The sequence below is a fragment of the Paenibacillus thalictri genome (genome assembly GCF_004307995.1).
In the GTDB taxonomy this organism is placed as follows: domain Bacteria; phylum Bacillota; class Bacilli; order Paenibacillales; family NBRC-103111; genus Paenibacillus_AF; species Paenibacillus_AF thalictri.
The window spans coordinates 73,201-98,687 of sequence record NZ_SIRE01000007.1; the positions used below are offsets into that span (position 1 = coordinate 73,201).

The 25,487-nt window shown below is 50.4% G+C and carries 22 protein-coding genes and 1 other annotated feature; of the genes, 20 read left to right on the forward strand and 2 right to left on the reverse strand.

What is annotated here, in order from left to right:
- The first annotated feature begins 90 nt into the window (after positions 1-90).
- A complete protein-coding gene (locus EYB31_RS10795; protein WP_276322041.1) occupies positions 91-462 on the forward strand; it encodes a MerR family transcriptional regulator in 372 nt (123 codons plus the stop codon).
- Entirely contained in the window at positions 459-1,187 is a 729-nt protein-coding gene (locus EYB31_RS10800; RefSeq protein ID WP_131013338.1) for an SDR family oxidoreductase, read from the forward strand. The genes EYB31_RS10795 and EYB31_RS10800 overlap by 4 nt, the downstream gene beginning before the upstream one ends.
- Before the next feature lie 208 nt (positions 1,188-1,395).
- On the opposite strand, the gene EYB31_RS10805 is transcribed toward EYB31_RS10800, so the two are convergent.
- The gene (locus tag EYB31_RS10805; RefSeq protein ID WP_131013339.1) at positions 1,396-2,808 is read right to left on the reverse strand and encodes a sulfatase family protein; all 1,413 of its coding nucleotides are present in this window, start codon (positions 2,806-2,808) and stop codon (positions 1,396-1,398) included.
- 180 nt (positions 2,809-2,988) lie between these two features.
- On the opposite strand from EYB31_RS10805, the gene EYB31_RS10810 reads away from it, so the two are divergent.
- The gene (locus tag EYB31_RS10810; protein ID WP_131013340.1) at positions 2,989-3,804 is read left to right on the forward strand and encodes an AraC family transcriptional regulator; all 816 of its coding nucleotides are present in this window, start codon (positions 2,989-2,991) and stop codon (positions 3,802-3,804) included.
- A 283-nt stretch (positions 3,805-4,087) separates the two neighbouring features.
- On the opposite strand, the gene EYB31_RS10815 is transcribed toward EYB31_RS10810, so the two are convergent.
- Positions 4,088-5,266, reverse strand: coding sequence for an aminotransferase class I/II-fold pyridoxal phosphate-dependent enzyme (locus EYB31_RS10815; RefSeq protein WP_131013341.1), 1,179 nt, complete (start codon positions 5,264-5,266; stop codon positions 4,088-4,090).
- A gap of 37 nt (positions 5,267-5,303) precedes the next feature.
- Positions 5,304-5,548: a binding site (T-box leader), on the reverse strand.
- 148 nt (positions 5,549-5,696) lie between these two features.
- Here EYB31_RS10815 and EYB31_RS10820 point away from each other — a divergent pair.
- The 17 genes from EYB31_RS10820 (at position 5,697) to EYB31_RS10895 (ending at position 25,403) form a co-directional block, all read left to right on the forward strand.
- Entirely contained in the window at positions 5,697-6,257 is a 561-nt protein-coding gene (locus EYB31_RS10820; RefSeq protein WP_165452331.1) for an RNA polymerase sigma factor, read from the forward strand.
- Complete coding sequence (locus EYB31_RS10825; RefSeq protein WP_131013343.1) at positions 6,232-7,056, forward strand: hypothetical protein; 825 nt, start codon at positions 6,232-6,234, stop codon at positions 7,054-7,056. The genes EYB31_RS10820 and EYB31_RS10825 overlap by 26 nt, the downstream gene beginning before the upstream one ends.
- Positions 7,057-7,588: 532 nt before the next feature.
- Positions 7,589-8,230 (forward strand): GntR family transcriptional regulator, encoded by a 642-nt coding sequence (locus EYB31_RS10830; protein WP_131013344.1) that lies wholly within the window; start codon positions 7,589-7,591, stop codon positions 8,228-8,230.
- A gap of 297 nt (positions 8,231-8,527) precedes the next feature.
- Positions 8,528-9,415 carry a DUF6282 family protein gene (locus tag EYB31_RS10835; protein WP_131013345.1) on the forward strand — a complete coding sequence of 296 codons (888 nt, stop codon included), beginning with the start codon at positions 8,528-8,530 and terminating at the stop codon, positions 9,413-9,415.
- A gap of 27 nt (positions 9,416-9,442) precedes the next feature.
- A complete protein-coding gene (locus EYB31_RS10840; RefSeq protein WP_240762303.1) occupies positions 9,443-10,180 on the forward strand; it encodes a PIG-L deacetylase family protein in 738 nt (245 codons plus the stop codon).
- Complete coding sequence (locus tag EYB31_RS10845; protein WP_131013346.1) at positions 10,180-10,875, forward strand: 4-carboxy-4-hydroxy-2-oxoadipate aldolase/oxaloacetate decarboxylase; 696 nt, start codon at positions 10,180-10,182, stop codon at positions 10,873-10,875. The genes EYB31_RS10840 and EYB31_RS10845 overlap by 1 nt, the downstream gene beginning before the upstream one ends.
- Positions 10,876-12,024: 1,149 nt before the next feature.
- A complete protein-coding gene (locus EYB31_RS10850; protein ID WP_131013347.1) occupies positions 12,025-13,356 on the forward strand; it encodes an ABC transporter substrate-binding protein in 1,332 nt (443 codons plus the stop codon).
- 64 nt (positions 13,357-13,420) lie between these two features.
- Entirely contained in the window at positions 13,421-14,308 is an 888-nt protein-coding gene (locus tag EYB31_RS10855; protein ID WP_131013348.1) for a carbohydrate ABC transporter permease, read from the forward strand.
- A complete protein-coding gene (locus EYB31_RS10860) occupies positions 14,301-15,137 on the forward strand; it encodes a carbohydrate ABC transporter permease (protein WP_131013349.1) in 837 nt (278 codons plus the stop codon). Before EYB31_RS10855 ends, EYB31_RS10860 begins: the two co-directional genes overlap by 8 nt.
- A gap of 408 nt (positions 15,138-15,545) precedes the next feature.
- Positions 15,546-16,418 carry a DUF1932 domain-containing protein gene (locus EYB31_RS10865; protein WP_131013350.1) on the forward strand — a complete coding sequence of 291 codons (873 nt, stop codon included), beginning with the start codon at positions 15,546-15,548 and terminating at the stop codon, positions 16,416-16,418.
- A 289-nt stretch (positions 16,419-16,707) separates the two neighbouring features.
- Positions 16,708-18,516: a cache domain-containing sensor histidine kinase gene (locus EYB31_RS10870; RefSeq protein WP_131013351.1), complete on the forward strand. Its 1,809-nt coding sequence runs from the start codon at positions 16,708-16,710 to the stop codon at positions 18,514-18,516.
- A 38-nt stretch (positions 18,517-18,554) separates the two neighbouring features.
- Positions 18,555-20,162 (forward strand): response regulator transcription factor, encoded by a 1,608-nt coding sequence (locus tag EYB31_RS10875; protein ID WP_131013352.1) that lies wholly within the window; start codon positions 18,555-18,557, stop codon positions 20,160-20,162.
- A 127-nt stretch (positions 20,163-20,289) separates the two neighbouring features.
- Complete coding sequence (locus tag EYB31_RS10880; RefSeq protein ID WP_165452332.1) at positions 20,290-20,976, forward strand: GntR family transcriptional regulator; 687 nt, start codon at positions 20,290-20,292, stop codon at positions 20,974-20,976.
- A 17-nt stretch (positions 20,977-20,993) separates the two neighbouring features.
- Entirely contained in the window at positions 20,994-21,155 is a 162-nt protein-coding gene (locus EYB31_RS40180) for a hypothetical protein (RefSeq protein WP_165452333.1), read from the forward strand.
- A 311-nt stretch (positions 21,156-21,466) separates the two neighbouring features.
- The gene (gene dapA / locus EYB31_RS10885; RefSeq protein ID WP_131013354.1) at positions 21,467-22,393 is read left to right on the forward strand and encodes a 4-hydroxy-tetrahydrodipicolinate synthase; all 927 of its coding nucleotides are present in this window, start codon (positions 21,467-21,469) and stop codon (positions 22,391-22,393) included.
- A gap of 39 nt (positions 22,394-22,432) precedes the next feature.
- Positions 22,433-23,584, forward strand: coding sequence for a sialidase family protein (locus tag EYB31_RS10890; RefSeq protein WP_131013355.1), 1,152 nt, complete (start codon positions 22,433-22,435; stop codon positions 23,582-23,584).
- Positions 23,585-23,819: 235 nt separating this feature from the next.
- Positions 23,820-25,403, forward strand: a complete 1,584-nt coding sequence (locus EYB31_RS10895) for an extracellular solute-binding protein (protein WP_165452334.1) — start codon at positions 23,820-23,822, stop codon at positions 25,401-25,403.
- Positions 25,404-25,487 lie beyond the last annotated feature (84 nt).

Genomic DNA, 25,487 nt, shown 5'->3' on the forward strand with positions numbered 1-25,487 from the left:
GGCAGCATTACTTAACAACAACTACTCTTGACCTTCACATGATGTGATGGTTTAGAATGATTGTAAAAAAAGGGAGGGTTCACTATACATATTAGTGAGTTTTCAAGAAGGACAGGTGTGAGTCTGCGTTCTTTGAGGTATTACGAAGAATGGAAATTATTAAATCCCACTCGCTTGGAGAATGGCTATCGAGATTACGCTGAATCTGATATTAAAAAAGTTGAATTGATCCAACTTTACTTTAGCCTTGGACTCACGGCGAAAGAAATAATGGATTTCTTTGACTGCTTATTCCAAAACGGAGAAAAACGACAATGTCTCCCTAATGCTATAGAAGTCGGAGAAAGAAAATTAGGTGTGATTAAGAACCAAATCGAAATTTTACGTAAAGCCGAGTCTCAATTAGAAAAAAGTATATTTCGGTGGAGACATTTGATCAGCCAAACGGAGGACCTAAAATGAATGAGGTTAAACCACGAATTGCATTAGTTACCGGGGGGAACCGAGGAATCGGAAGGGAAATCGTTCGACAACTGTCCCTGAAAGGCATCAAAGTGTTGAGCGGATGTCGGGACGAGGAGAAGGGAAGAAAGGCAGTTGAACAATTGAGCAAAGCTGGGGTATCGGTTGAGTTGGAAGTAGTTGATATGGCTAATCACGAAAGCATCGTCCAGATAATGGAGCGTGTGAAAAAAAAGTACGGTCGACTTGATATACTTGTGAATAATGCAGGGGTTATTCTCGATAGAGGAACTTCCATCTTGAACGTAAATGAAACCGTTATGAAAGAAACATTTGAGACCAATTACTTTGGGGTTCTGAATCTAATTCAAGCTGCCGTGCCATTGATGAAAGAACATAACTATGGTCGTATTGTTAATATATCGTCGGGATTGGGATCTTTTCAAGTTCATCAAGGCTTGTTGGGTTTAAAGGGAAGTTCATCCGCTTATCGAATCTCAAAAACGATGGTCAACGCTTTAACTTGTCTGGTCGCTCATGATGTGGCTGATATGGGTATTAAAGTAAATGCCGCTTGTCCTGGCAGTGTACAGACGGATATGGGAGGGACAGATGCTCCGCTAACTGTCGCAGAAGGAGCAGATACTGCCGTGTGGCTGGCTACGCTTGATGAAAACGGTCCAAATGGCGGTTTTTTTCGTAATCGTATGAAAGCTGAATGGTAAACTTTATTTAAACTAATGTCCCTTAAGGCCAAAAATGCTTCTCCAGATGAAAAAAAGCGCCCCCAAGCAAGTGGAGGCTGCTGAAGATGCTATGTGTGAACGGATCACTTTACCGGCCTCGGCAAGCTGCAAGCAGGCTCAGAAGCCTGTGTGCAGCTTTGTGTTTGCCGCTGTGTTTGGTCTGGCTATACTTATGTGACGGACGGCTTTAGCGAACCGGATTTAGTGTAGCCGTCCTTAAAATAATCCGGTCTTCGGTCCAATGATCCCGATACCAGCTGCAGCTTTCGAAAGTGTCGTTCACTTCGCCCATCTTCGCTTCCAGCATTGTGCGGAATTTGCGGATGACCGGCTCATAATCCGGATGTTCCGCCAGATTATTCATCTGGTACGGATCGGCCGTGTGATCAAACAACAGCTCCTTGCGATCCGAACGGTATACGGCATATGTGTATTGCTTGCTGCGCAGGGCCCTCCACTCATGCCCGTCCGACCAGCTGGCCGTTGCTCCTGTGCCTTGCAGGAAAGCGGCTTCCGGCTCCTCGCCCTTTTGGCCAAAAGCAAACGGGCTCAAATCCATCCCTTCCACTTCATCGGGCACTGGCATTTCCAGCATGGACAGCAGGGTCGGCATAATATCGCAAGTATTCAGACAGACGTCCGATTCGGCGCCTTGCGGAACCTTTCCCGGCCAACGGAGCAAGAAAGGCACGCGGCTCGCTTCCTCATAGAAAATATTTTTACCTTTCCGTCCATGGGCTCCGAACAGTTCGCCATGATCCGACGTAAAGATGAAGATCGTGTTGTCCCTGAGTCCCAGATCATCAACCGCCTTCATCAATCTGCCGATATTCCAATCCAAATTAGCCGTCATGGCATAATACACCTTAAGCCAGTTCGTAATCTGCGTCCGCTCTTCAGAACCCAGCTTAGCCCAGTTATCCGCATAAGGATCGTTGTGGTCCATATAATTCGGCGGCAGCGCGAACTCCACGTCCTTGAATTTCTCATAATACTCCGGCGGCACATTGCCGATATCCCACGGATCGTGCGGCGTGCCCAGCGATAAAAACATCGCAAACGGCTTATCCGCAGCCGCCTTCTCCTTGAGCTGTTCGATGGCCATGCTGGTCTGCCCGTCCGGCTCGTAACCCTCCATCGGAATTTTCTCTGCCGTATCGGTGTGGTAATACATGTTGTAGTATTCATGGTGAAAATTGTAGGCTGCCCAGAATCCGTCAAAGCCCAGCCGATACTCTCCCGGAGGAATAAACGAGTTGCGAGGTTCATAATGATGGCCAAGTTCATTGGCCCATAGGTGCCATTTGCCTATATAGGCGGTTTCGTAACCTTGTTCGTGGAGCACATGTGCAAAAGCGCGATGGTTTGGGTTCATACGAATTTCATTGATGACCATTCCGGTGCTAGTTGTATATTTGCCGGTAAACAATGTAGCCCTATACGGGGCGCAAACCGGGTGACCGGATATCGCGTTGGAAAAGCTTAGCGCTTCCTTCGAAAGGCTGTCGATATTGGGCGTCAGCGCTTTGCTGTCGCCGGCGTAACCGCAGGAAGACAAGCGCAGTTGATCCGCGAATACATAAACCAAATTTGGCTTCAAATCACTCACTCCTTATTTCGCTGCATAGCGGACTCTACCTATTATGTTAATTCGCAGAGTGGCTAGGCAAAATAGAGGAAAGGGAACAATTGGTGTGCAAAAGGGACAACATCTACCCGATCTAGCGATTCGCTATGTTACAATAGAACCATACGTTAAGATGAACTCAAGGAGAATTTTATGAAACACGGCGATCTGCACGTTGTCCCTTTTGTCCAAAAACTGCCGGTTTACGTCGCCATGTTTGGCATCAATTATTGTCATGCCGACTATTTCAATATGCGGGATTCATCGCCGCTCACCGTACTTGCTTATGTGCTGAAGGGACAAGGCAGCGTGACGATCGATGCCCTGACCTTCCGTCCGAAAGCGGGAGATGTCTTTATATTGCCGAAAGATTCTTACCATAAGGTGACGGCAGATGCCGATCAAGAGGAATATTGGACTTATTTATGGTTTAATATCAAGGGGAATGTTCTGCAGCTTTTTGAGTCGTTCCAGCTTCACCAAACATTCCATATTCCCGAAGCTCCGTTTGAAAACTTGTTCCACAAAGGCTTCGAGCTTGTCGCGCAGCATGGCGAGAATGGTGAACGGCTCCAGATGGAGCTGTTGTTGGCTTGCACGGAAATGGTCGCCCAGTTGTCGGGGCTGATGGAGAAAAGACAAGCCCAGTACTCCATCGAAGTGCAGAAAATGCAGCAATATTTAAACCGGCTGGAGGCGGCCCCCTTCCATTCCGAGCATATGAGCCGTCATTTTGCCATGTCCTTCAAGCAAATCAACCGATCCTTCAAGAAAGAAACAGGCACAACCGTCTACAATTATTTGCTCTGCAAAAAAATCGACAAAGCCAAAATGCTGCTGCAGGACACTTCAATGGCCGTGAGTGAAATCGCCTATCGTATCGGTTATGCGGATGCGCATTATTTTTCCAATGTGTTTAAAAGGAAAACAGGCGTCACACCTACGGAATACCGCAAGCGAAAAACATAGCAGACGCAAATTCCATGTCTATCGAACAGCCGGTTGTTTCCGTCCCACATGTGGATTTTCCGTAAGCGTCAACTAGTTTCCACCTTAAGGCGGGAGCAGGCACGACGCATGCGGCGCCAGGAGTGATCGGAGTCGGTTGCGGTGCAAACCGGCCAAAAGTGCGGATCCCCTCCTATAGCTTTCAGCGCACCCGAATCCCAAGCGTCCCATCGCGGTGCCGAACCCGCTAAAGCGGCTTATATAGGCGAACTTTCGGTCATTCGCCGCCCGTAAATCTCGATCATTAGATCGTCTTCAAAAACTTCTCGATCCGCGTAAGCGACTCTTCAAGCTGCGGCAGCGACGTCGCGTAGGAGCAGCGAATGAAACCTTCGCCCCCTTGACCAAACACATTGCCCGGCACGGTAACTACTTTACCTTCATTCAGTAGCCGCTCCGCAAACTGCTCCGAGGAAAGTCCGGTATGGCTGATCGAAGGGAACGCATAAAACGCACCAAACGGCTCGTGACACGGCAGACCGATCTGCCGCAGACCATGGACAAACATGCGCCGCCGCTGGTTGTACGAGTCGATCATATAGTCCTTTTCCTCCAGACCGTGCTTCAGCGATTCAATCGCGGCAATTTGTCCGATGATCGGAGCGCACATGACGGTGTACTGGTGGATTTTCAGCATCGCGGCGATAACATCCCGCGGGCCGCAGGCATAACCGACACGCCATCCCGTCATGGCAAAAGCTTTGGAAAAACCGCTGACAAGCAGTGTCCGCTCTTTCATGCCGGGGAGCGAAGCAAACGATACATGCCGCGTGCTGTAGGTCAGCTCGGCATAAATTTCGTCGGAGATCACAAACAAGTTGTGCTCTTCCACGAGCCTCGCGATAGGCAGCCAATCCTCATAGTTCATAACGCCCCCGGTCGGATTGTTCGGATAACATAAAATCAGCGCCTTGGTGCGTGGGGTTATTTTAGCGGCGATCGCTTCTGCAGTCAGCTTGAAATGATTTGCCGCGGTTGTCTCAACCTCCACCGGTTTGCCGCCCCCGATCGAAGTAATCGGCGAATACGAGATATAGCAGGGCACGGGCACCAATATTTCGTCGCCCTCCGTAATGATCGAGCGCAGCGCAAGGTCAATTCCTTCGCTGCTGCCGACGGTCACCAGCACTTCGCTGTCCGGGTCGTAGCTTACTTGAAAGCTTGCGTCCAAATATTCGGCGATCGCTTCCCTCAGCTCCGGCAGTCCCGAGTTCGGAGTATACGACGTACGTCCCTTTTCCAGCGCTTTAATGCATGCATCCCGTACATGCTTAGGAGTCACAAAATCCGGCTCTCCAACCCCAAGTGAGATAATATCTTTTTTACCATCGATCAAATCGAAAAATTTGCGAATGCCCGATGGCTGCATATCCTGTACGGCTTGAGTTACAAAACTTCCCAAAACGTCTGTTTTCATGAACATTTCCTCCTTTTTTGGAAAACAAAAAAACCCGCCCCTGTCAAGGGACGAGTTATCACCCGTGTTACCACCCTAGTTTCGCTCCAACATAGAAACGACACTCTTCTTATCACGTATCCATCAATACGTGTTCCTCATAACGCTGGACATGCGGCAGAGCTTACTTAAGGTTCAGCCTGCTTCTCGGAGACGGCTTTCCGTTATGACCCGAACGTTGGTTTTCAGCTTCCCCAACTCTCTGTAAGATCAGATGGATAACGTACTGGTTCTCTTCATCGAATTTGTAGCACCGATATGAAATTAAATTTATTATATGCACTTCTTAGCGAATAAGTCAACGAAAAAAAAGTTTGGCCCGCGGACCGGGTTATGTCACATTATAGGTACCCCGGCGGTTATACATGTGAAAATAAGCGAAAGGGGGAGTAAGTCAGTGGAATATAACGAGCGGGAGCTTATCGACAAGGTGCGCCAAGGCGATTTGGCTTCGTTTGAACCGATTATCCGCACTTACCAGAATAGGTTGTTTTCGTTTTGCTGTTATATGCTTGGCGACAGGCAGGAAGCGGAGGATGCGGTGCAGGAAATTTACGTGAAGGCGTACCGTGGTCTGGCGGCGTACCGGCACGAGTTTTTTATGGCGTGGTTGTATAAAATTGCCGCTAATCATTGCAGAACGGTGCTAGGACGGCGAAAAAGATGGCTGAACCTGCTGCCGCTGCTGCGCGCCGAAAGCCGGGAACATAACACTGAGCATACGTATGCGGGAGGAATGGAAGCGGCGATGCAGCTGCTCGACGGGCTGAGTGCCGCTGACAAGGAAATTTTGATCTTGCGTGTGGTAGAGGACCAACCTTTTGAGAACATTTCCCGTATATTGGAGATTACTTCGGCGGCCGCCCGCAAACGCTTCGAACGCGTGAAGACAAAGCTGAAGAAAAAACTGAGCGAAGGCGGGGGGTCGTTGTATGGCACAAGATGCGAGGTTGAATAGTTTTATTCGCAGATTAAGAGAGGAAAAGCCGGCGCCAATCGATGTCACATCCAAGGTGATGGAGCGGCTCGGTGAGCAGCGGCGGCAAACTGGGGAAATCCGCAACGGCGAGCGCGTAAAAGCGGTACAGACTGGAGCGAGACGGGTGATGTGGATTGCGGCTGCCTGGCTGCTGCTTGTTTCGGCCGTATCGGTCAGCGCGGCTGCCTTATTTCGGGCGGAATGGAACGGGATTCACATCACGGTGGAGGAGACCGCAAACCCGTCTTCGGCCGGACAAGCCGAAGTAACGCTTAAAGACAGATTGGATAACGCATTGTCCGAATCGCCCACCGTGTGGAAAATGATTTCGCTGGAGGAGGCGCAGCAAGGCGAGCAGTTTCCGTTTGCGATATTGCGGCCGCTTCATGGCGTTGTGTCGCTCAGCAAATCGTTTGCGGTCGTGCCGCAGGAAAACAATTACCGCCTGCAATCCGCGGACGAATGGTGGGCGGGCGGCGTGTACGATTTCTGCACGTGGAGTCGGCACGACGTTATCGTGCGGCAAAACCTCGACGTTGCAATGACGGAGCGTCTGCAAAATCCGCAGCTCACGATGTCGCAAGCTTATGTGGGCGGGGCATGGGAAAATGTAAAAGGCAGCGACCGTATGCTGGCGATGTTTTTGGCGGACGGCAAGGATAATTTGCTGCTCGTATCGTACAAAACGGACGATAACCAAGTTATCTCCTTGGAATTGACGGGCGATGCGACAAAAGAAGAACTGCTTGGGCTGGCGGCGGCGTATACGGGAGAATGATGGCCGATGGGGCGAGGGTAAGCGAGCTTGCTGTCCAGCCAGCTCGATACCCCGATTTAGGCCGATGAACTGGTGCATGCTTGGGAAGGATGCGGCGAAAAAGGTGACTGAACCTGCTGCCGCTGCTGCGCGCCGAAAGCCGGGAATATTACATGAAGCATACGCATGCGGGGAAAATGTAGTGCGGACTGAGTACCGCTGAAATACGTCGCAACGCGTGCTTGGGACTCGTGCGAGTTTGAAATTTACAGATTTTTACATTCAAGTCTAGGTGGATGCAAGCGATAAATATAAATATGGTTGCGTAAGAGCCGGTCGCTGTCGACGGCTCTTTTTTTGCTGAAGTTCGCCTATTGTTCCGCCGAGTCGGATGCGCTGCCTTGCAAGAGGCTAAGTGCCATGAGATGTGCTCAGAAAGCCCATATTGCAGCCCGGCAGCAAGTGCAAGCATTGACAATGTATACAAAATAATATAGTTTTATACTCAATGATGAGCTATTTCGTTCAACAATATTGCGAAGAGGTTATGACTATGAGCAAGCCGTCGGATACGGCCTATGAGTTTATAAGAACAAGAATTTTGGACGGAACGTATCGTCCCTCCCAGAAGCTGACAGAGGTTCAACTGTCTGAAGAAATCGGGGTCAGCCGCAACACCGTAATTAAAGCGCTGCTCAAGCTGGAACAGGAAAATTTGATCACCATCGAGAAAAACAAAGGGGCTACGATCAAATCGTTTTCTTTGCAGGAAGTCGTCAACTATTTGGAAATCCGCGAGGCGCTGGAGGGGCTTGCGATCCGTTCGGCGGTCAGCCGTATTACGGAGCGCGATTTGGGCAGGCTGGAGCAAATTTTGTACGACATGAAGGACATGCTGGAGAACGGCCGCTTTGACGAATATTCCAAGCTGAATAAAAGCTTCCACGAAATCATCTATGCGGTGTCCGTGAACCGGCAGGCTGTAGAGATGATCGAAACGATTAAGACGCAGCTGAACCGGTTCCATTTTAAAACGATTCTTGTGCCCGGCAGAAATCATGAATCGTATATGGAACATAAGCGGATTTTTGACGCGCTGCAATCGCGCGACGAAGATGGGGCGGAGAAATGGGTCAAGGAGCACGTCGCAGGTGTCAGACGGACGATTAGGGATAACTATCAGTATTTGCTGTAAAAGTATTTAGTTTAAGAGACAAAGGACGTTCCAGCCGTTTTCGGCAAAAGCGGACGATCGGATGAAGAGGCTAAAAACGCCGTTTGGGCGACTTTTTTGCCTTTTTTTGTTGTTAAACTTCCACTGCATCGCGGGCGCTCATCTTGTGAGGAGCTTCGATACGGCGGGAGTTTTTTTGTTTTTGTTTATATATTTTTTATGGATTGACAATAAAGAGCGGGGATAAGTATAATCAAATACGTAAATCAATATTGTTCAACAATATTGTATAAATCTAAGTTAGGGAGACTGGATACGATGGAAGCGATCGAACTGCTGCAAGGGGCATATGATCTTCATGTTCATTCGGGCCCCGATATTTTGGACCGTAAAGTGGACGATTTGGAGATGGCCGAACGCCTTATGAAGTTAGGGATGAAAGGTTATGGCATTAAATCTCATTACTTCTGTACGGCGGAACGGGCAAAAATCATCAACAAGCTGCACCCTGGTTTTAAGGCTGTCGGTGCGGTTGCATTAAATCATGCGGTTGGCGGTTTGAACCCGCTGGCTGTAGAAATGGCAGCCCGCGGAGGAGCGAAAATCGTCTGGATGCCGACTTTTGACGCAACCAACGAACAGGAGCATTTTCACAAAAACAAACCGGAAAAGCTGCCGCATTGGGCGAAGCTGCAAATGGAGCTGATCGCGCAAGGCAAAACGCAATCAAGCATCTCTGTGCTGGAGAACGGCGAGCTGAAGCCGGTTGTGTACGATATTTTGGATGCTGTCGCTCAGCACGATCTGGTGTTGGCTACCGGACATTTGAGCATCGAGGAGATTTACGCCGTAGTCAAAGCGGCCAAGCAGCATAACGTGCGAAAAATCGTGATCACTCACCCGAACTTCCCTTCCATCTGCTTGTCCAAGGAGCAGCAGAAGGAACTGACCGAGCTGGGTGCTTGGATGGAGTTTTGCTTTACGACGCCGCATTCGGGCAAAACGACCTGGGATGAAGTGTACGAGCAAATCCGTTATGTAGGTCCGGCCAACTGCATTATTTCCACCGATCTCGGCCAGCCGAACGGACCGTACCCTGATGAAGGGCTGCGCACCTTTGTCGCCAATTTGGCCGCCAACGGTTTCACCGTACCGGAAATTAAACAAATGACCGCGGTCAACACCGCTTTTTTAGTTGAAAGCTAATTTTTATAAAACCTGCAGGAGGGAATTATGGATATGATCGATTCCAATGTAAATGTGCTTGTTGTCAGCGCCCATGCCGCCGATTTTGTCTGGAGGGCCGGCGGTGCGATCGCCAAATATGTGAAACACGGAGCTAACGTGTCTTTGGTCGTTTTGAGTTATGGAGTAAGAGGGGAATCCAACGATCTGTGGAACGTTCCCGGGCAAACGGTGGACAATGTAAAAGCGGTCCGCCGCAGCGAATTGGAACAAGCAGCCCAGCATTTGGGCGTAAAAGATATTGAGCTTTGGGATTTTGAGGATTACCATATGCAAATTACGGAAGAGCGGATGGACCGGCTTACGAAAAAAATTCGCGAAGTTAAGCCGCATCATATTATTAGCCACGGCCCAAAAGACGCCTTTAATCCGGACCACGAGATGGTTTCCGACTACGTATTCAGAGCCAGCGTGCTTTCTACGTCCAACGGCGTGCAGTTGGAAGGTTACCCGACGGCCAAGCAGGCGCGGTTGTTTGGCTTCGAGCCGCACCAATCGGAAATCAGCGATTTCAAGCCGGACGTCATTCTCGACATTACGGAAGTGTACGCTCAGAAAGAAGCGGCGATGAATTGTTTTAAAGCCCAGCAGCATCTGATCGATTATTACGGGGCCAAAGCGAAGCTGCGCGGAAACCATGCACGCCGCTGCTCGGGCAACAATGAATACAAATATGCCGAGGCGTTCAGCCGGTTTTTCCCTTATGTCGGGGGTGAGCTGGTCTGATGCAAAAGTACGTCGTTCGCAACATCGACAGACCGGCGCAAGATATTGTAGCACAATACGCGGAGCTTGATACTTCGACCATCTATGAAGCTCAAGGCAAAATCGGCTTGATGAGCTCGTCGCTGAAGCCGATTCAGCAAAACCGCAAAATTTGCGGCCCCGCTGTAACCGTCATTTGCCCTGCCGGGGACAATCTGATGATCCATGCGGCCATCGAGGTATGCAAGCCGGGTGACGTGCTGGTGATCACTACACTTGGCGACAGCGAACACGGCATGATCGGCGAGCTGATCGTCAGAGCGCTGATGAAGCGGGGCGTGCAGGGCGTCATTATGGCTGCCGGGATCCGCGATGCGACGCAGCTGCGGGAGCTTGGTTTCCCGGTATGGACCAAAGCGATTCATTCGCAAGGAACGACAAAAAACCGGGGCGGCTGGGTTAACGCTCCCGCCGTTTGCGGCGGAGCTTTGGTAGCGCCAGGGGACCTGATCATGGCCGATGACGACGGCGTCGTTGTGGTCAAGAGAGGGGACCTGCTGTCTTCCCTGGAGGCGTCCAAGCTGCGGCTGCAGAAAGAAGAAGGCACCAAGGAAAAAATCGCCCGGGGCGAACTCAGCCTCGATTTTTACGGCTTAAGAGCAACGCTTGCTAACGAAAACGTCGTGTATTACGAAGACGAAAGCGAGCTGTCGTAATAGTGGGTTTGGACTCCACGTAAGATACCTTGTCGGATGGACATGATCCCGAATCGTGATTTGCGATGATTTCTGGGTGCGGTTTGTGGCGGAAGTTATTTAAATGTGCTTAAGCCGCACTTATGTCCGGGTTCAGCTCCATATGCAGACCCAATTGCTAATGTGCGCCCCGGCGGACAGACGAACAAAGGGACGAGTATGGGGGGAATAAGCGGCCGTTTTTAAAATCGCATCCCGACTTCTTAGATGAATTTATAGGATGCGATTTTAATAGACGGTCGAAACCCGATACTCGTCCAATGTTGTCAGGTTAGCGATAATGGCTGGTATTCGAATCTCGCTCGTATTGGCTGTATTAGCGCAATCATACCGGGTTCATGAAGTAAACCGGAACTATAACTGCTTGAACGCAGCAAAATTGAGCGACTTCGATTCGTTCGACCTTGATTAAAACTGATCGTTGCTGACTGTCTGTGGAGGACATCCTCGTCGCTATGGTTAGCCTTATGCATGCGAACGTCATGCCCCAACGCTATCGGACAGGGGCGACTTTATTTGGCGAAAAAATCGGGGGTTGCTTTTTTAACGGACGCAAGCGACTTTATTTGCTCAAAAAAGTCGTAGAAACCGCGATAGAAGGCCAAATAAGAGCGGCGGTGTCCGTTACATATAGAAAACCTCAAATTTGGTTTACATAGCAGCGCTCACGTCCGTTAGAGCGGAGGCTTCTCTAACGTTGGGGAATTCACGATGAATCGACAGTTTCACTCAGTCCGGTCTTACTTCAGTCCGCTATCCATCCCACTGGGTTCTATGTCCAGAGCGAGTCGCGACGCATAAAAGAAACTTGATCATTCGCGTGACGACTTTGGTACATCGACTTCTTATCTTGACAACATTGGATATTCGTCCCCTCCCCACGCGTCAACGTAACTCACAGCACATTGATAATTCCGAAGCCAGGCGATCACCCGCCAGGCTTTTCTCTTGCACCCTGCTGCCTCGACTTTACAATAGTACAAGTCGAGCGGAACTTTCTCCATTCACAAAAAAATGCCTCCCTAGTATAGTTAGGTTAAACGTTGGAGCGTTACCATACGCTTGCAAGGCTGGTTTAACCGGCGTAATAACGATGAGGAGGATTCACCGATGTTTAGGAAAGGGCTTACAGTAGGGGTCAGCGCATTGCTTGCGGTTAGTTTGGCAGCATGCGGAGGAAGCGACGGCGGAAAAAAAGAAGCCGCCAAAGGAGATGCGGTCAATAACGCGCCTAAAGAAAAAGTGACATTGCGTTTCGCTTATTGGGGCGGAGAACTGCGCAACAAGAAATACACGCAGACGATCGCAGACTTTGAAAAAAAATTCCCGAACATCAAAATCGAGCAGGAGTTTGCCGACAGCAATCCGTATTACGACAAGCTGGCTGTGCAGGCGGCCGGAGGCAATATGCCGGATGTCATGAGTTTGCAGGTGACGAGGTTTATGGATTACGCCAACCGCAACCAATTGCTGCCGCTTGATGATTTTATCCAATCGAAGGCGATCGACGTATCCGATTTTAACCAGAAAATGATCGACGCCGGTAAAGCTAACGGCAAAATCGTGATGGTGGCCAATGGCAACACTTCCAAAAGCTTGTTCTACAACGCCGATTTGCTGAAAAAATATAACGTGCAGCCGCCGAAATTCGATATTTCATGGGAAGAATTTGCGGCCAAAGGCGCCGAATACAAAAAAGCGGTGAACAACCCGGATCTTTATTTTGTCGAAGACCCGTCCGGGATTGATGCGGGTAAAGAAATTTTCGGTTACTTCCTGCGGCAAAAAGGCAAAGACGTCTATTCCAAGGACGGCAAGTTGGGCTTCGAAAAGCAGGACATGGTCGAATGGTTCCAATATTGGGACAAGCTGCGCAAGGAAGGCATTATTCCTCCGGCAGCCTTAACGGCCGAATATAAAGGCAAATCGCAGCAGGAATCGATGCTGGTCAAGGGTACGGTGGCGGCGACATTGTCCGCGGGAGGAAGCAGCAACTTGCCGATCTACCAAACGTACATGAAAGATCAGCTGGAATTCGGCAGGGTACCTACAAGCCCAAGCGGCAAAAACGGTGAAGATATCGGCGGCTTGTTCCTGGCTGTCGGCGCCAAATCGAAATATCCGAAGGAAGCGGCACAGTTTATCAACTATTTGATTAACGATGTGGACGGCGCCAAGCAGTTTAAAATCGACGTCGGCCCAAGCCCTTCCAAAAAAATCAACGAAGCGGTCAAACCGGTGCTTGACCCGGCCGGCGTTAAAATGATCGAATTCCAGCAAAAGGCAAACGAATATTTCAGCGTTCCGAATATTCCGCCTGCAGGCAACAACGAAATTTTCAAGCAAGTAACGGTCACAAGCGAAGCGATTGCGTTTGGCAAAAAGACGATTGAGAAAGCCGTCGATGATTTCTTCAACGAGGCGAACAAAATTTTAAAGTAACGGACCGATCAGGACAGAATGGGCATCTGCGCATTCTGTCCGTTTTAAAACAGGAGTGGACGAGATGCGCATAAGCAACTTTTTGAAAAAAGACGGGATCGGGTACTTGTTTTTGAGCCCTTGGATCATCGGTATGCTGGTTTTTACTTTTATTCCCATCGTATTATCGCTTTATTTCTCCTTTACGGATTACGAAATGTTTAATACGCCGAAGTGGGTTGGCTTGGACAATTACAAAAATATTTTTACAAATGACGAGCAGTTTCTGGAATCGTTAAGCGTTACGTTCCGTTACGTGCTGATCGCGGTTCCGCTGGAGCTGGCTTTTGCGCTCTCGATCGCGCTGATGCTCAATAAAGGGTTGTCTGGCCTGCGGATCTATCGCGCGGTTTATTACATTCCTTCGCTGTTTGGCGGGAGTGTGGCGATTGCGCTGTTGTGGCGGCAGGTGTTTGGAGCGAAAGGATTGTTTAACGTTGTGCTTGGTTATTTCGGCATCGATGGGGTAAGCTGGATCGCAACGCCGGAATACGCCTTATATACGCTCATTATATTGAAAATATGGCAGTTCGGCTCGCCGATGATCATTTTCCTGGCCGGCTTGCAGCAAATCCCGACCGAACTATACGAAGCGGCGGCGATTGACGGTGCAGGCAAGCGGTCGCAGTTTTTCCGGGTGACAATCCCGATGCTGACTCCGATCATATTTTTTAATTTGGTCATGCAGATCATTCACGCCTTTCAGGCGTTTACACCGGCTTATGTCGTTAGTGGCGGCACCGGCGGACCGCTGAACTCGACGTTGTTTTATACATTGTATTTGTATCAAAAAGGGTTTGTCAGCTTCCAGATGGGATATGCGTCGGCATTGGCTTGGATTTTGCTGGTCATCATCGCGATTTTTACCAGCTTGACGTTCCTGTCGTCGAAAAAGTGGGTGCATTATGAATAACATGCCAAATCAAATCGTACGCCATATCGTCAACATCGCGGTTTCTGTGATCATGCTGTATCCGCTCATCTGGATGTTGTCCAGTTCGTTTAAGCTGCCGGAGCATATTTTTACCGATAAAGGATTGTGGCCGGAGCATTTTACGCTGAAAAATTACGTTAACGGCTGGAAGGGCTTGGGCTCGCAAACGTTTGGTTTGTTTTTCAGCAATTCGCTGATCGTCAGCGGTTTGTCGATTATCGGAAATGTTCTATCGTGTTCGCTTGCCGCTTATGCGTTTGCCCGGCTGGAATTCCGCTTTAAGACACCTTTGTTCGCTTTGATGCTGATGACGATGATGCTGCCGCACCATGTGACCATTATTCCGCAGTATGTCATTTTTAATAATCTTGACTGGATCAATACGTTTTTGCCGCTGGTTGTGCCCAAGTTTACGGCTGCGGAAGGATTTTTCGTATTCCTGATGGTGCAGTTCATCCGCAACATTCCGCGCGAGCTCGACAAAGCGGCGATCGTTGACGGCTGCGGTCCGATTCAAATCTATTGGCGGCTCATTTTGCCGCTTGCGCTCCCGGCGCTGGTTACGACGGCGATCTTCACGTTTATATGGACGTGGAACGATTTTTTCAGTCAAATCATTTATTTGAGCAAAACGCAAAAGTTTACCGTGTCGCTGGGACTTCGCGTCTTCTTGGATTCAAGCGGCGAATCGAGCTTTGGTTCGTTGTTTGCGATGTCGGCGCTGTCGCTTGTGCCGGTGTTTACGATCTTTGTGTTTTTCCAGCGGTTTCTGATTGAAGGGCTTACCTCGGGTGGAGTCAAAGGGTAGGAGTGGGCTGTCGATGAAAGGGGGAGAATATTTATTCAACGAAGTGGTGATTGCGGGGAAGGAATGGTATTCCAACCGCCAATGAAAACCGTGTTTCATCTAAATTTACCTTGCGGTAAAAACACGGTTTTCAAAAGCGGACGTAAACTTTTCCATACCATTTCCTTGCCCCTCCATCACCGGTTGAATAAATATTCGCCGTACCTAAAATCATCGGACAGGTAGAAAGATGGTAAGAAAGAAAAAGGATAAGACCGGTAAAACCGAAAAAACTGACAAGACCGACCAAACTAACAAGTGTACTCGTTCAGCTTTGCTGAACATCGGGGATCAGGCGGGGATGCTCTTCCACCTGATTCAACTCAACATCAAAAATATCGAACATCAAAAAATTAGGGGTGATCTTGAATGCAACTAGGATTTATAGGTTTTGGGGAAGCGGCTTTTTCGATCTCTTGCGGGCTTAAGGAGCAGGGGATCGGCGCGATTGTGGCTTACGATCCGATGTGGGACCATCCGACATACGGCGCGCAGGTGCAGGGCCGGGCGGAAACTGCGCAGGTGGAGTTGATGAAGACGCCGGAGGAGGTACTGCAGCGTGCGAACGTGCTTATCGTGGCCGTTCCAGCGGATAAGGCGCTGGGCGTAAGCGAGACGTTGAAGCCGCATTTGAAAGCCGGGGATTTGTATATCGATGTGTCTGCGGCCAGCCCGAAAGTAAAAAAAGCGATCTGGGAGACAATTGAGGAAACGGGTGCGGCTTTGGTTGATGCGGCGATGGTCGGCGCTTTGCTTGTCGATAAGCACAAGGTGCCGATTTTGGCCAGCGGCAGCGGGACGGACCGCTTCATCGAGCTGATGTATCCGTTTGGCATGAATATTACGAAGGTTAGCGAAATTCCCGGAGACGCCAGCGCAATTAAGCTGATCCGCAGTATTTTTATGAAGGGGTTTGCCGCACTGGGCATCGAGCTGCTGGAAGCAGCCCATCATTTCAATGTGGAGGAGCTTGTCATCAGCGGCATCGGCGACTCACTGGACGGCAAAAGCTTCGAATGGTCGCTTAACCGGATGGTTACAGGCACGGCCATTCACGCGCAAAGACGAATCGTCGAGCTGGAAGGTTCTATCGAGATGCTGCAGGAGTCGGACCTCAACTCGGTGATGTCGGAAGCAGTCAAGGAGAAGCTGAAACGGGTTGCGTCCCACAATTTAAAAGAGAAATTCCAAGGCGTCATTCCCGGCAGTTGGCTTGAGGTTATTGAAGCTATGAAGCACTAGAAGATCTGCAAAAGCGGTGTTTGCCCCCTGCGGTAACGGTGCGGCCGCAGCCTGACGATCTCGAGCGTGTGTCCCGGCGTCACATGGCTGGGATTCGAACCTCTGTGGAAGCGGCGCTGCTGCGTATTGCGGACAAATCGGCAATTTCCATTGTGTTTCCACGGCAACTTTTAGTATGATAGGATTACGCGCAATTGAGGCGGTGCTTAGTGCAAACGGGTATCGCCTCTTGTATTTTGTTGTAGAATGAAAGCGGAAACAGTCCGGAAAAAGGCGGTTGCATACGTACATGAGGCAATGGAGATTAAAGCCGTTTTTGTTTTGCTCGTTGGTGCTGTCGAATATTTTATTTCTAATCGTCATTACGGTGGCGATTTATTTTAGTGTCAGCTATTTTTTTACGAAGCAAATCAGCGAAGCCCGTTTGCAAGGGCTGCACAGCAATCAATTGCAGCTGATCGAAAGGCTGAAGGACATCGAAGGAACCGCCTTGACGATATCCACCCATCAGACGATGAAAACGGTGCTAGAGGAAAACAGCGGCATCGATTTATACGAATATATTGTGATTCAGCGCAATGTTAACGAGTGGCTGAGCACTTTCACTTTTGTCAAACCGTTTATCAACAGCGTGCAAATTTTCACCGATCAATATGTGCAGTACCAAAAAATCGGCCCCGCCGGCAAAAATACGATCCTGCCTTTGGCCAAGCTGCCAGTGTCCCTGTCGTCATTCGATAAAGTCGACGCGATCTGGATTCCCGCTCACCGGGACGGCACGCTCGAAAGTAACGAAAAGCCGGTTCTTACTTACATTCTGAAAATGTATAACCGGAAAGGCGGGACGGCCGGATTTGTGGCGATACATCTCGACGAAGATTCGCTGACCCGTTTGCTGTTCAGCGAAAATACGGTATCTTCCCCGACCAACCGCTCGCTGCTACTGCTGGATGCCGGCAATCAGGTCATGTCCCGCATGTCGGCGCAGGTGAATTCGCAGCGGATGGAATCGTTCCAAGCTCATACGTCAGCTTTGGCAAGCGAAGCCGGTTTTAAGCCGATTGAGCTTGAGGGGAACAAATATTTGATGATCTATACGAGTCAAAGCCAGGAGAAATGGCGGATCGCCGAGTTCCTGGAAAGCGATGAGCTGTACCGGGACGTCAACACGATCCGCAATATTGTGCTGATGATCGGAGGGGTCGTTTTGCTCTGCGTGTTCCCGGTAGCCTCCTATTTGGCCAGCCGCATGATCCGGCCTGTTCCGCTGCTGCTGAAAGGGTTTCAAAAAATTGAAAACGGCAATTTTGACGCAGATGTGGAGCAGCATTTTATCGTTGAGTTTAATAAGCTTATTATCGGTTTTAACTTTATGACCGGACGGCTTAAGATGATGCTTGAAGAGCTGGAGCAGAAAAACCGGCTAAAACGCGATTTGGAGCTGATGGTGCTGCAAAGCCAAATTAATCCGCATTTTCTGTACAATACGCTGGATATGATCAACTGGGCGGCAGCGGTAAAAGGCAATACCGAAGTCAGCTTTATGGCCGCCCGGCTCGCCAAGCTGTTCCGCATCAGCTTAAGCGGCGGCAGCACGTTTATCCCGCTCAAGGACGAACTTGAGCATGCCCGGCTGTATGCGCAAATTCAGCAAACCCGGCTGGAAGACCGGTTTGTGTACAACGAACATGTGAGCCCTTTTTTCAAGCAATGTTACGTCCCGAAAATTATATTGCAGCCGTTTATCGAAAATGCGATCATCCACGGTTTTGCCGGATTGCAGGAGGGTCAAAAAGCCGAAGTTGCCGTGTCCGCCGAGCGTATCGACGAAAGTCGGTTCCGGATCGTGATTGCCGACAATGGGGTTGGGCTGAAGCAATCCAAGGATGAAAGCGAAAGGCGCAAGACGAGTTCGCTGTATGTATCCGGTTCTGGCGGGTACGGAATTAAAAATGTGAGGGAGCGGCTTGAATTGTATTTAGGGGAGCAATACGGGCTCATTATCGAAAACCGCGACGGCGGAGGGGTCAATGTTGATCTGACGCTGCCGTATTTGGATTCGCTCGAGAAAGCGAACGAGTTTAATAAATCGAGATAACTATTTTCACATAAAGGAACTGCGAGAGGTGAAGCGTTATGAAGGTATTGCTGGTCGATGACGACGCATTTGTTGTGAACGGATTAAAAAGCATGATCGCCTGGGACCGGCTTGGCATCGACGAGATCGTGACGGCGCATGACGGAGAGGAGGCTTGGCTGCAGTTTCAGCGGAGCAAGCCCGATCTGCTGATGACCGATGTGTATATGCCGAGAATGAACGGGCTTGAGCTGATCAAGCAAATAAGAACGGTGGATGCGGATTTGCCTGTGGTTATTTTGAGCGGGTATGGGGAGTTCGATTACGCCAAGGAAGCGATCCATCTCGACGTGGCGCAGTACATCTTGAAGCCGGCGGTTTTTACGGAAATTGAGAAAGTATTAAACGATGTGTTAAGCGAAAAAGCGCTGGCCGACAGGAAAAAGCAGTACTTCGACGGCCTGCTGCATCAGCTTGAGCAAAGCGTTCCGATATTGCGCGAACAGTTTTTATTCGATATGATCACGATCGGAATGAAGCGCAAAGATGCGGCGGGCAACAAAATTCAGTTTTTGCAATTGGAGGAGAGCGTATTTCACGGCGGGCTTGTCATGAGCTTGATGCTTCACCGCGAACGGAAGCAGAAAACCGAACTGGAAAAAGATTGGCAGCTGTACAAATTCGCCGCATACAATGTCGCCCAAGAGATCGTAGCGAAGGCGGGACAAGGGTATGTGCTTCGTTATATGGAGGACCGGCTTTCCATCGTTATGTTCGGGGAGCGGGAAGAGACGCTGTCGAGAGCTCAGCGGGTCGCGGAAGAGCTGATCGGCAGTATCGGCACTTATTTGGAGTTAAACGCCAATGTCGGCATCGGGCACTGGTACGGGGAGATAAGCTCGTATCCGCTGTCCTGCAAGGAATCGCGCGAGCTGCTGACGATGGCGGAATACGAGGGCTACCAAAAAATATTCGACGCCCGCCATGCCGGTGAATACCCCGGAGAAGCTTGGCCGGCGTATCCGCTTGAGCAGGTTCGCCAGCTATCGGAAGCGCTGCTGCGCAGCGATTTGCCGTACGTCATGCAGCGCTGGGCAAAAATCGAAGCGGCGCTGCTTAACGAGCAGCGGTATTCGCTGAAATACATCAAGACCGTGTGTATTACGATGATCAACGGACTTGTGTTGTCCGTGATGGAGGAAGGAACGGCTAAGCTGGAGCTGGGGATGCTCGCCGGTTTTCTGCAAACGCTGCAGTCTGCACAGGACGGACAATCGCTTATGAACCATATTTCCGACATTCTGAAACAGCTGCACGGGCTGCTGGATCAAAAAAACGATGCCGGCAAGCAGATCACCTATGTGCAATATGTAAAAAAGGCCGTCTCCGAGCAGTACATGCACAACATTTCGTTCAGCAAGCTGGCCGACGAACTGCATCTGACTAGAAACTACTTGAGCGGCATTTTTAAAACCGTGACCGGCGACAGCTTTTCGAACTATTTGTCATTGTACCGGATTGAGCGGGCCAAAGACTTGATGAAAACGCAGCGGTATATGATCTATGAGATCAGCGAGATGGTCGGTTATTCCGACCCGGCTTATTTCAGCAGGGTATTTAAAAACGTGACGGGCATCAGCCCGACCGACTATACGCTTGGAAAATGAGGGAGCGGGTTGTATGCCGCTTCCTTTTTTCGCCAAAAAAACGATTGACATATGTTATGAACTTGGATAATATCAAATTACATTAAGTATGTTGTATACAACATGTTAAGAGGGGGTGAAACAAACAGTGGAATTGCCTAAAATCGACACAACGAATTTGTGGGATAAAACATACGCGCTGCTGAAAGAAAACATCATCCGCCGGAAATTCAATCCCAATCAGAAACTGTCGATTCCTGAGTTGTCCGTGCAGCTTGGTGTCAGCCGTACGCCGGTACGCGACGCCTTAAACCGGCTGGAGATGGAAGGACTTGTCAAGACCGTATCCAAGGTAGGCACGTTTGTCGTTGCCATTACCGCCCACGATGTGCTCAACATTATGGACACCCGGCTTATGCTCGAATATTGGGTTGTCGAGAAGCTGGCGGGTCTCGATCGGGACCGGCTGAAGCAGGGGCTCTCCAGAATGGAAAATATCTTGAACCGTTCCTTGGAGAAGGTGGAGAATAATGAGTTCGACGAATATTTGAAAGAAGATTATAATCTGCAGTTCCACATTGAATTTATGGAGCTTGGCCAGAACAAAAACAATATCGAGATGTATTTGCGCACGATGAACTACCGGTATATCACGTATAAATCGTCGATCGTTTCCAATGAGATGGTGGAAGTGGCGCAAAAGCAGCATCGCGAAATTGTGGAGTCGATCCGGCGCGGAGAAACGCAGGATATTAAAAGGGTCATCCATCTTCATCTGGAAGATTCGAAGGAACGGCTGCTGAAGGCCATTGAGCAAAACAGCGGGGTAGTCTGAGGCCGTAAACCCGGCAAGTGCGGGATACTCCGGCGATAGCCGGAATTGCGCTTGAGCAGAGCAGGGTGGATGGTCCGGCTGTAGCGGCGATGCTCGTCAACAAGGGGAACCGGTCTGGCAACGCGGAGATGCTCGTCAACAAGGCGAACCGGTCCGACGATAGTGGCGACACTCGTTGAAAGGCAAGATGATCCGCGTCGACGATGATGTTAGGGATGCCTCTGTATCGCAGAGATGCCCGTCAACAAGGCGCTTCGGCGATAGCAGCAAGGCAGATGAACAAAGCGGGACGCCCTGGCTTCGGCGGCAAGGCCCGCTCATAGGGGAAGCGCTCGTCAACGGTTCCCCCCGCAACATGGGTTATGGGAGCAGCTCCAACAATGGCTGTTCAAGCAAGGTATCGATGGCATTTTCTTCTTTGTGAAAATGATATATACAACATACAATACGAAACATGGAAGAACAATTCCATCACGCGAGGAGAGTGCGCATGTTTAAGGCAGAAGGAATTATACCTGCGATGGTAACGCCGTTTAACGACAGGCAGGAAATTAATGAAGCAGCGCTTAAGCAGCTGGTACACCGGTTTTTAGCCGCAGGGGTACACGGCATATTTTGCCTCGGCACCAACGGGGAGTTTTTTTCATTAAGTTACGAAGAAAAGCTGAAGGTTGCCGGGATTGTCATTCAGGAAGCGGCGGGCCGGGTACCCGTATACGTCGGAGCGGGCTGTATCAGCACGGCGGAGACGATTCGGCTGGCGAAAGAGCTGGAGCAGTTGGGCGCCGATGCGCTGTCTGTCATTACCCCGTATTTCTTGACATTTACACAGAAGGAACTGATCGACTATTACACGGCTTTAGCCCGATCGACTTCGCTGCCGATTCTGCTGTACAATATCCCCGCCCGCACGGGCAATTCACTGCAGCCCGGCACTGTGGCGGAGTTGTCCCGGGTACCCAACATCGTTGGCATTAAAGACAGCAGCGGCAGCTTTGATACGATACAGCAATATTTGCAGGCAACCGGACCGGATTTTTCCGTTCTTGCCGGCACCGATTCGCTGATTTTATCGACGCTGATGTCCGGCGGCAAAGGTGCGATTGCGGCAACGGCGAACTTATTCCCGGAGCTGGCGGTTTCCATCTACGAGCTGTGGAAGCAGCGGAAATACGAGGAAGCCGAAGCGCTGCAGCGTCAGCTGAGAGGTATACGCGGCGCGTTTCAGTGGGCGACTTTGCCTTCCGTGCTGAAGGAAGCGATGAATATGGCCGGGCTGCAGGCGGGGCCGTGCCGTTTGCCTGTTGGGGCTTTACCGGAAGCGCGCAGGCAGGATTTGCAAGTGCTGATCGACGCTTATACGGAGCAGGGCGTTCTCCAGAGCCCCGAAACGGCCCGGAGCAACCGGATTGGATAAGGTTGAATTTTGAATAAAAATAGAACCGGAGGCGGACACATGTCATCCCGATGGAAGTTGATCGACCAGCCGATCGGCAAAGACGGCATATTGCGCGCTTGCGCGTGGGGCGGAGCCGAAGCGTATATACCTACCCCGTTTAAAGTGAATCATGCTCCCTGCTTAACCGAACTGAACAACGGGGACTTGCTTGCCGTCTGGTTTGCCGGGTATACGGAAGAAGGCAGACGCGACATTCATATCGTGATGTCGAGGCTGCTTGCCGGAGAAGAACGGTGGAGCGAGCCGGTAAAAGTATCGGACGACGATACGCGTTCGGAGCAAAATCCGGTACTGTTTCAAACCGCTGAGGGCAAGCTGCTGCTGTTATACACCGCCCAGGAAACACATGAAATGAGCCGCGAGGAATTCAAGCGCCTGCACCCTGGCAAGACGTTCACACGGCAGGAGACGTCGGTGATCCGCTGCCGCACCTCGGAGGACAACGGCGAGACTTGGACGCCGTCGGAAACATGGTTTAATAACCCGGGATCGTTCTGCCGGGCGCCGATTTTTCCGTTAACCGACGGCAGCTGGCTGTTTCCGATGTGGTACAGCGTGTCGGACGGCCAGACGGAATATGGAAGCGATTACAGCGTGGTTCAGCATTCATGCGACCAAGGCGCGACATGGCGGGAATATCCGGTTCCGGGCAGCCGAGGCAGGGTGCACGCCTCGATTGTCGGCCAAGAAGGGGATAAATTGCTCGCTTTTTTCCGCAGCCGCGCGGCGGACCGTATCTATATCAGCCGTTCTCCGGATGCCGGACGCACATGGTCCGAACCTGAGCGAACCCCGCTGCCCAACAACAACGCGTCCATCCGTGCCATCCGGCTGCAAAGCGGCGCGATCGCGGTCATTTACAACCATGCGAGCGGAGGCGATGATCCGCAGGCTACCGTTTGGCCCATGACACGTTACCCGGTAACGATCGCCATCTCCGAAGACGAAGGTGCGACATGGCCGTTCCGGCGGCATCTGGAAACCGGCGACAATTACTGCGGAGAAGCAAACGAAAGACTTAACAGCCGGTACGAGTACCCTTGGATTACGCAGAGCCGTGACGGCTTGATTCATGCGGCTTTCGCTTACGGAAGGCGGCAGGGGATCAAACATCTGATTGTGTCCGAAAACTGGGTGAAAGGAACATAAATCAGCTGCGTTTTGTAATGGAAACTCAGTAAGCGCTTCCGTTTCCGAATCCGGCATTGGCCGCAAATAGGCGTTTAAAATACGTATCCATATAACCGCATCCTTCGAGCGATGCGCATGAAAAAAGGGAGGTTTGATGATGGTGTCAAAGTGTTCGCAAAGTTTAGAACGTACAAGGGTTTCGAATGAGTCACAGGGCCCTAAGAAGCTAAAGGCTGCCAGGCATACCGGCGGTTTGCGGGGCAGGCCGAAACAATGGGTGGCGTTTGCGGTGATGGCCGCGCTGATCGGCACAACTGCGTGTTCGTCCGCATCACCCGGAAAAGAAGCCGCTCCGAAGGATGCGGGAGCCGCCGCCGGGGCATCTGCCGAACAGGCTAAGCCTGTCAAATTCACTTATACGCTTCCGGGGAAATTTGTCAACTGGATGAAAGACATGAACTGGATTCCCGTGCTGCTGAAACAGACCGGGGCGGAGGTCGAGCTTGTCGCAGGCGGCGATGGCGACACTTATTACAAAAACGCCGACCTGAAAATCGGCTCGGGCGATTTTTCCGACGCCGGTATCGTGCAGCTGAGCCAAGCCGACGTATATGGCACGAAGGGCGCTTTTCTCGACTTAAAACCGCTGATCGAAAAATACGGCCCGAATATTAAGAAATTTATGGACCAGCATCCGGACCTTACGAAGCTGGTTACAAGCAGCAACGGCAAAATATATGCGCTTGTTCCCGAATACCCGAAAATTTCCAATGTGACCTTTTACCGCGACGATTTGCTCAAGAAAGCGGGCATTACCTCCGAGCCAAAGACGATTCAAGAGTTTACCGATGTGCTGCGCAAATTAAAAGAAGCAAACAAGGACAATAAAAACTTTTTCCCGTTTGGAGGCCGCGACGATTTCCTGAGATTCCAATCCGCCTTCGGCGCCGGGGATTCGATCGATGCCGGAGGCAAGGTGCACGGCATTTACAACGGCGGTCAAGGCAGCGACATTAAGGCGCCCGGTTTCAAAAAATTGATCGAGTGGTATGCCCGCTTGTATGACGAAAAGCTGGTCGATCCGGAATGGATCTCCGGACTCGCGACGGAGGAAGCGTGGCAAACCAAGATGCTGAACGGCAACCTGGTGTTCGGCAACGACTTCTATACGCGCCCGGCCTGGTTTCTGGTGAATGGCGGCGTGAAAAACGATCCGAACTATTCGTTAAAAGTGCTGCCTCCTTTCCTTGATGAAGAGGGGAAACAGTCCAAATTCCCGACTGTGCCGAACTACCGCACGGACCGCGCATTTGTGATTAATGCGAAGTCGGCCGACAAAGCGCCGGGTATCATTAAATTCCTGGATTATATGTATTCCGAGCAAGGGCAAACCTTGGTGGGCTGGGGTGTAGAAGGCACAACGTTCAAGAAAAACGCAGGGGGCAAAAACGAGTTTACCATGAGTTTCGACGACGAATCGACCAAACCGCTTGGCACGCCAAGCTGGACGTTTTTCCAGGACCGGCTGACGTTCCCGATCCCGGTCAACAACGAAGCTTTTTACGAGTGGAATCACAGCTTGACCAAATCGTACGCCAACGATTATTTCAGCAAATATGCGCAGACGTTCCCGATTCTGAAATATTCGACCGAAGATCAGAAGGAAAGAAGCAATCTTGTCGCCAAAGTAAACGAAGCGATCAAAGCCAATCTCGTCAAATTTGTCACGGGTAAACGGCCGCTCTCCGAGTGGGACGCCTTCCTTAAAGAAATGGACGGCCTTGGTTACAACAAAATTATCGAAATCGATCAAAAAGCCTACGATGCGGTAAAATAACAGCTTCGCAGCTTCCTGCTTATCTGGACGCCGCTTGCCGAAAGAGGCGGTGTCCGGAAACCAATACGATACGGGAGTTTTTGT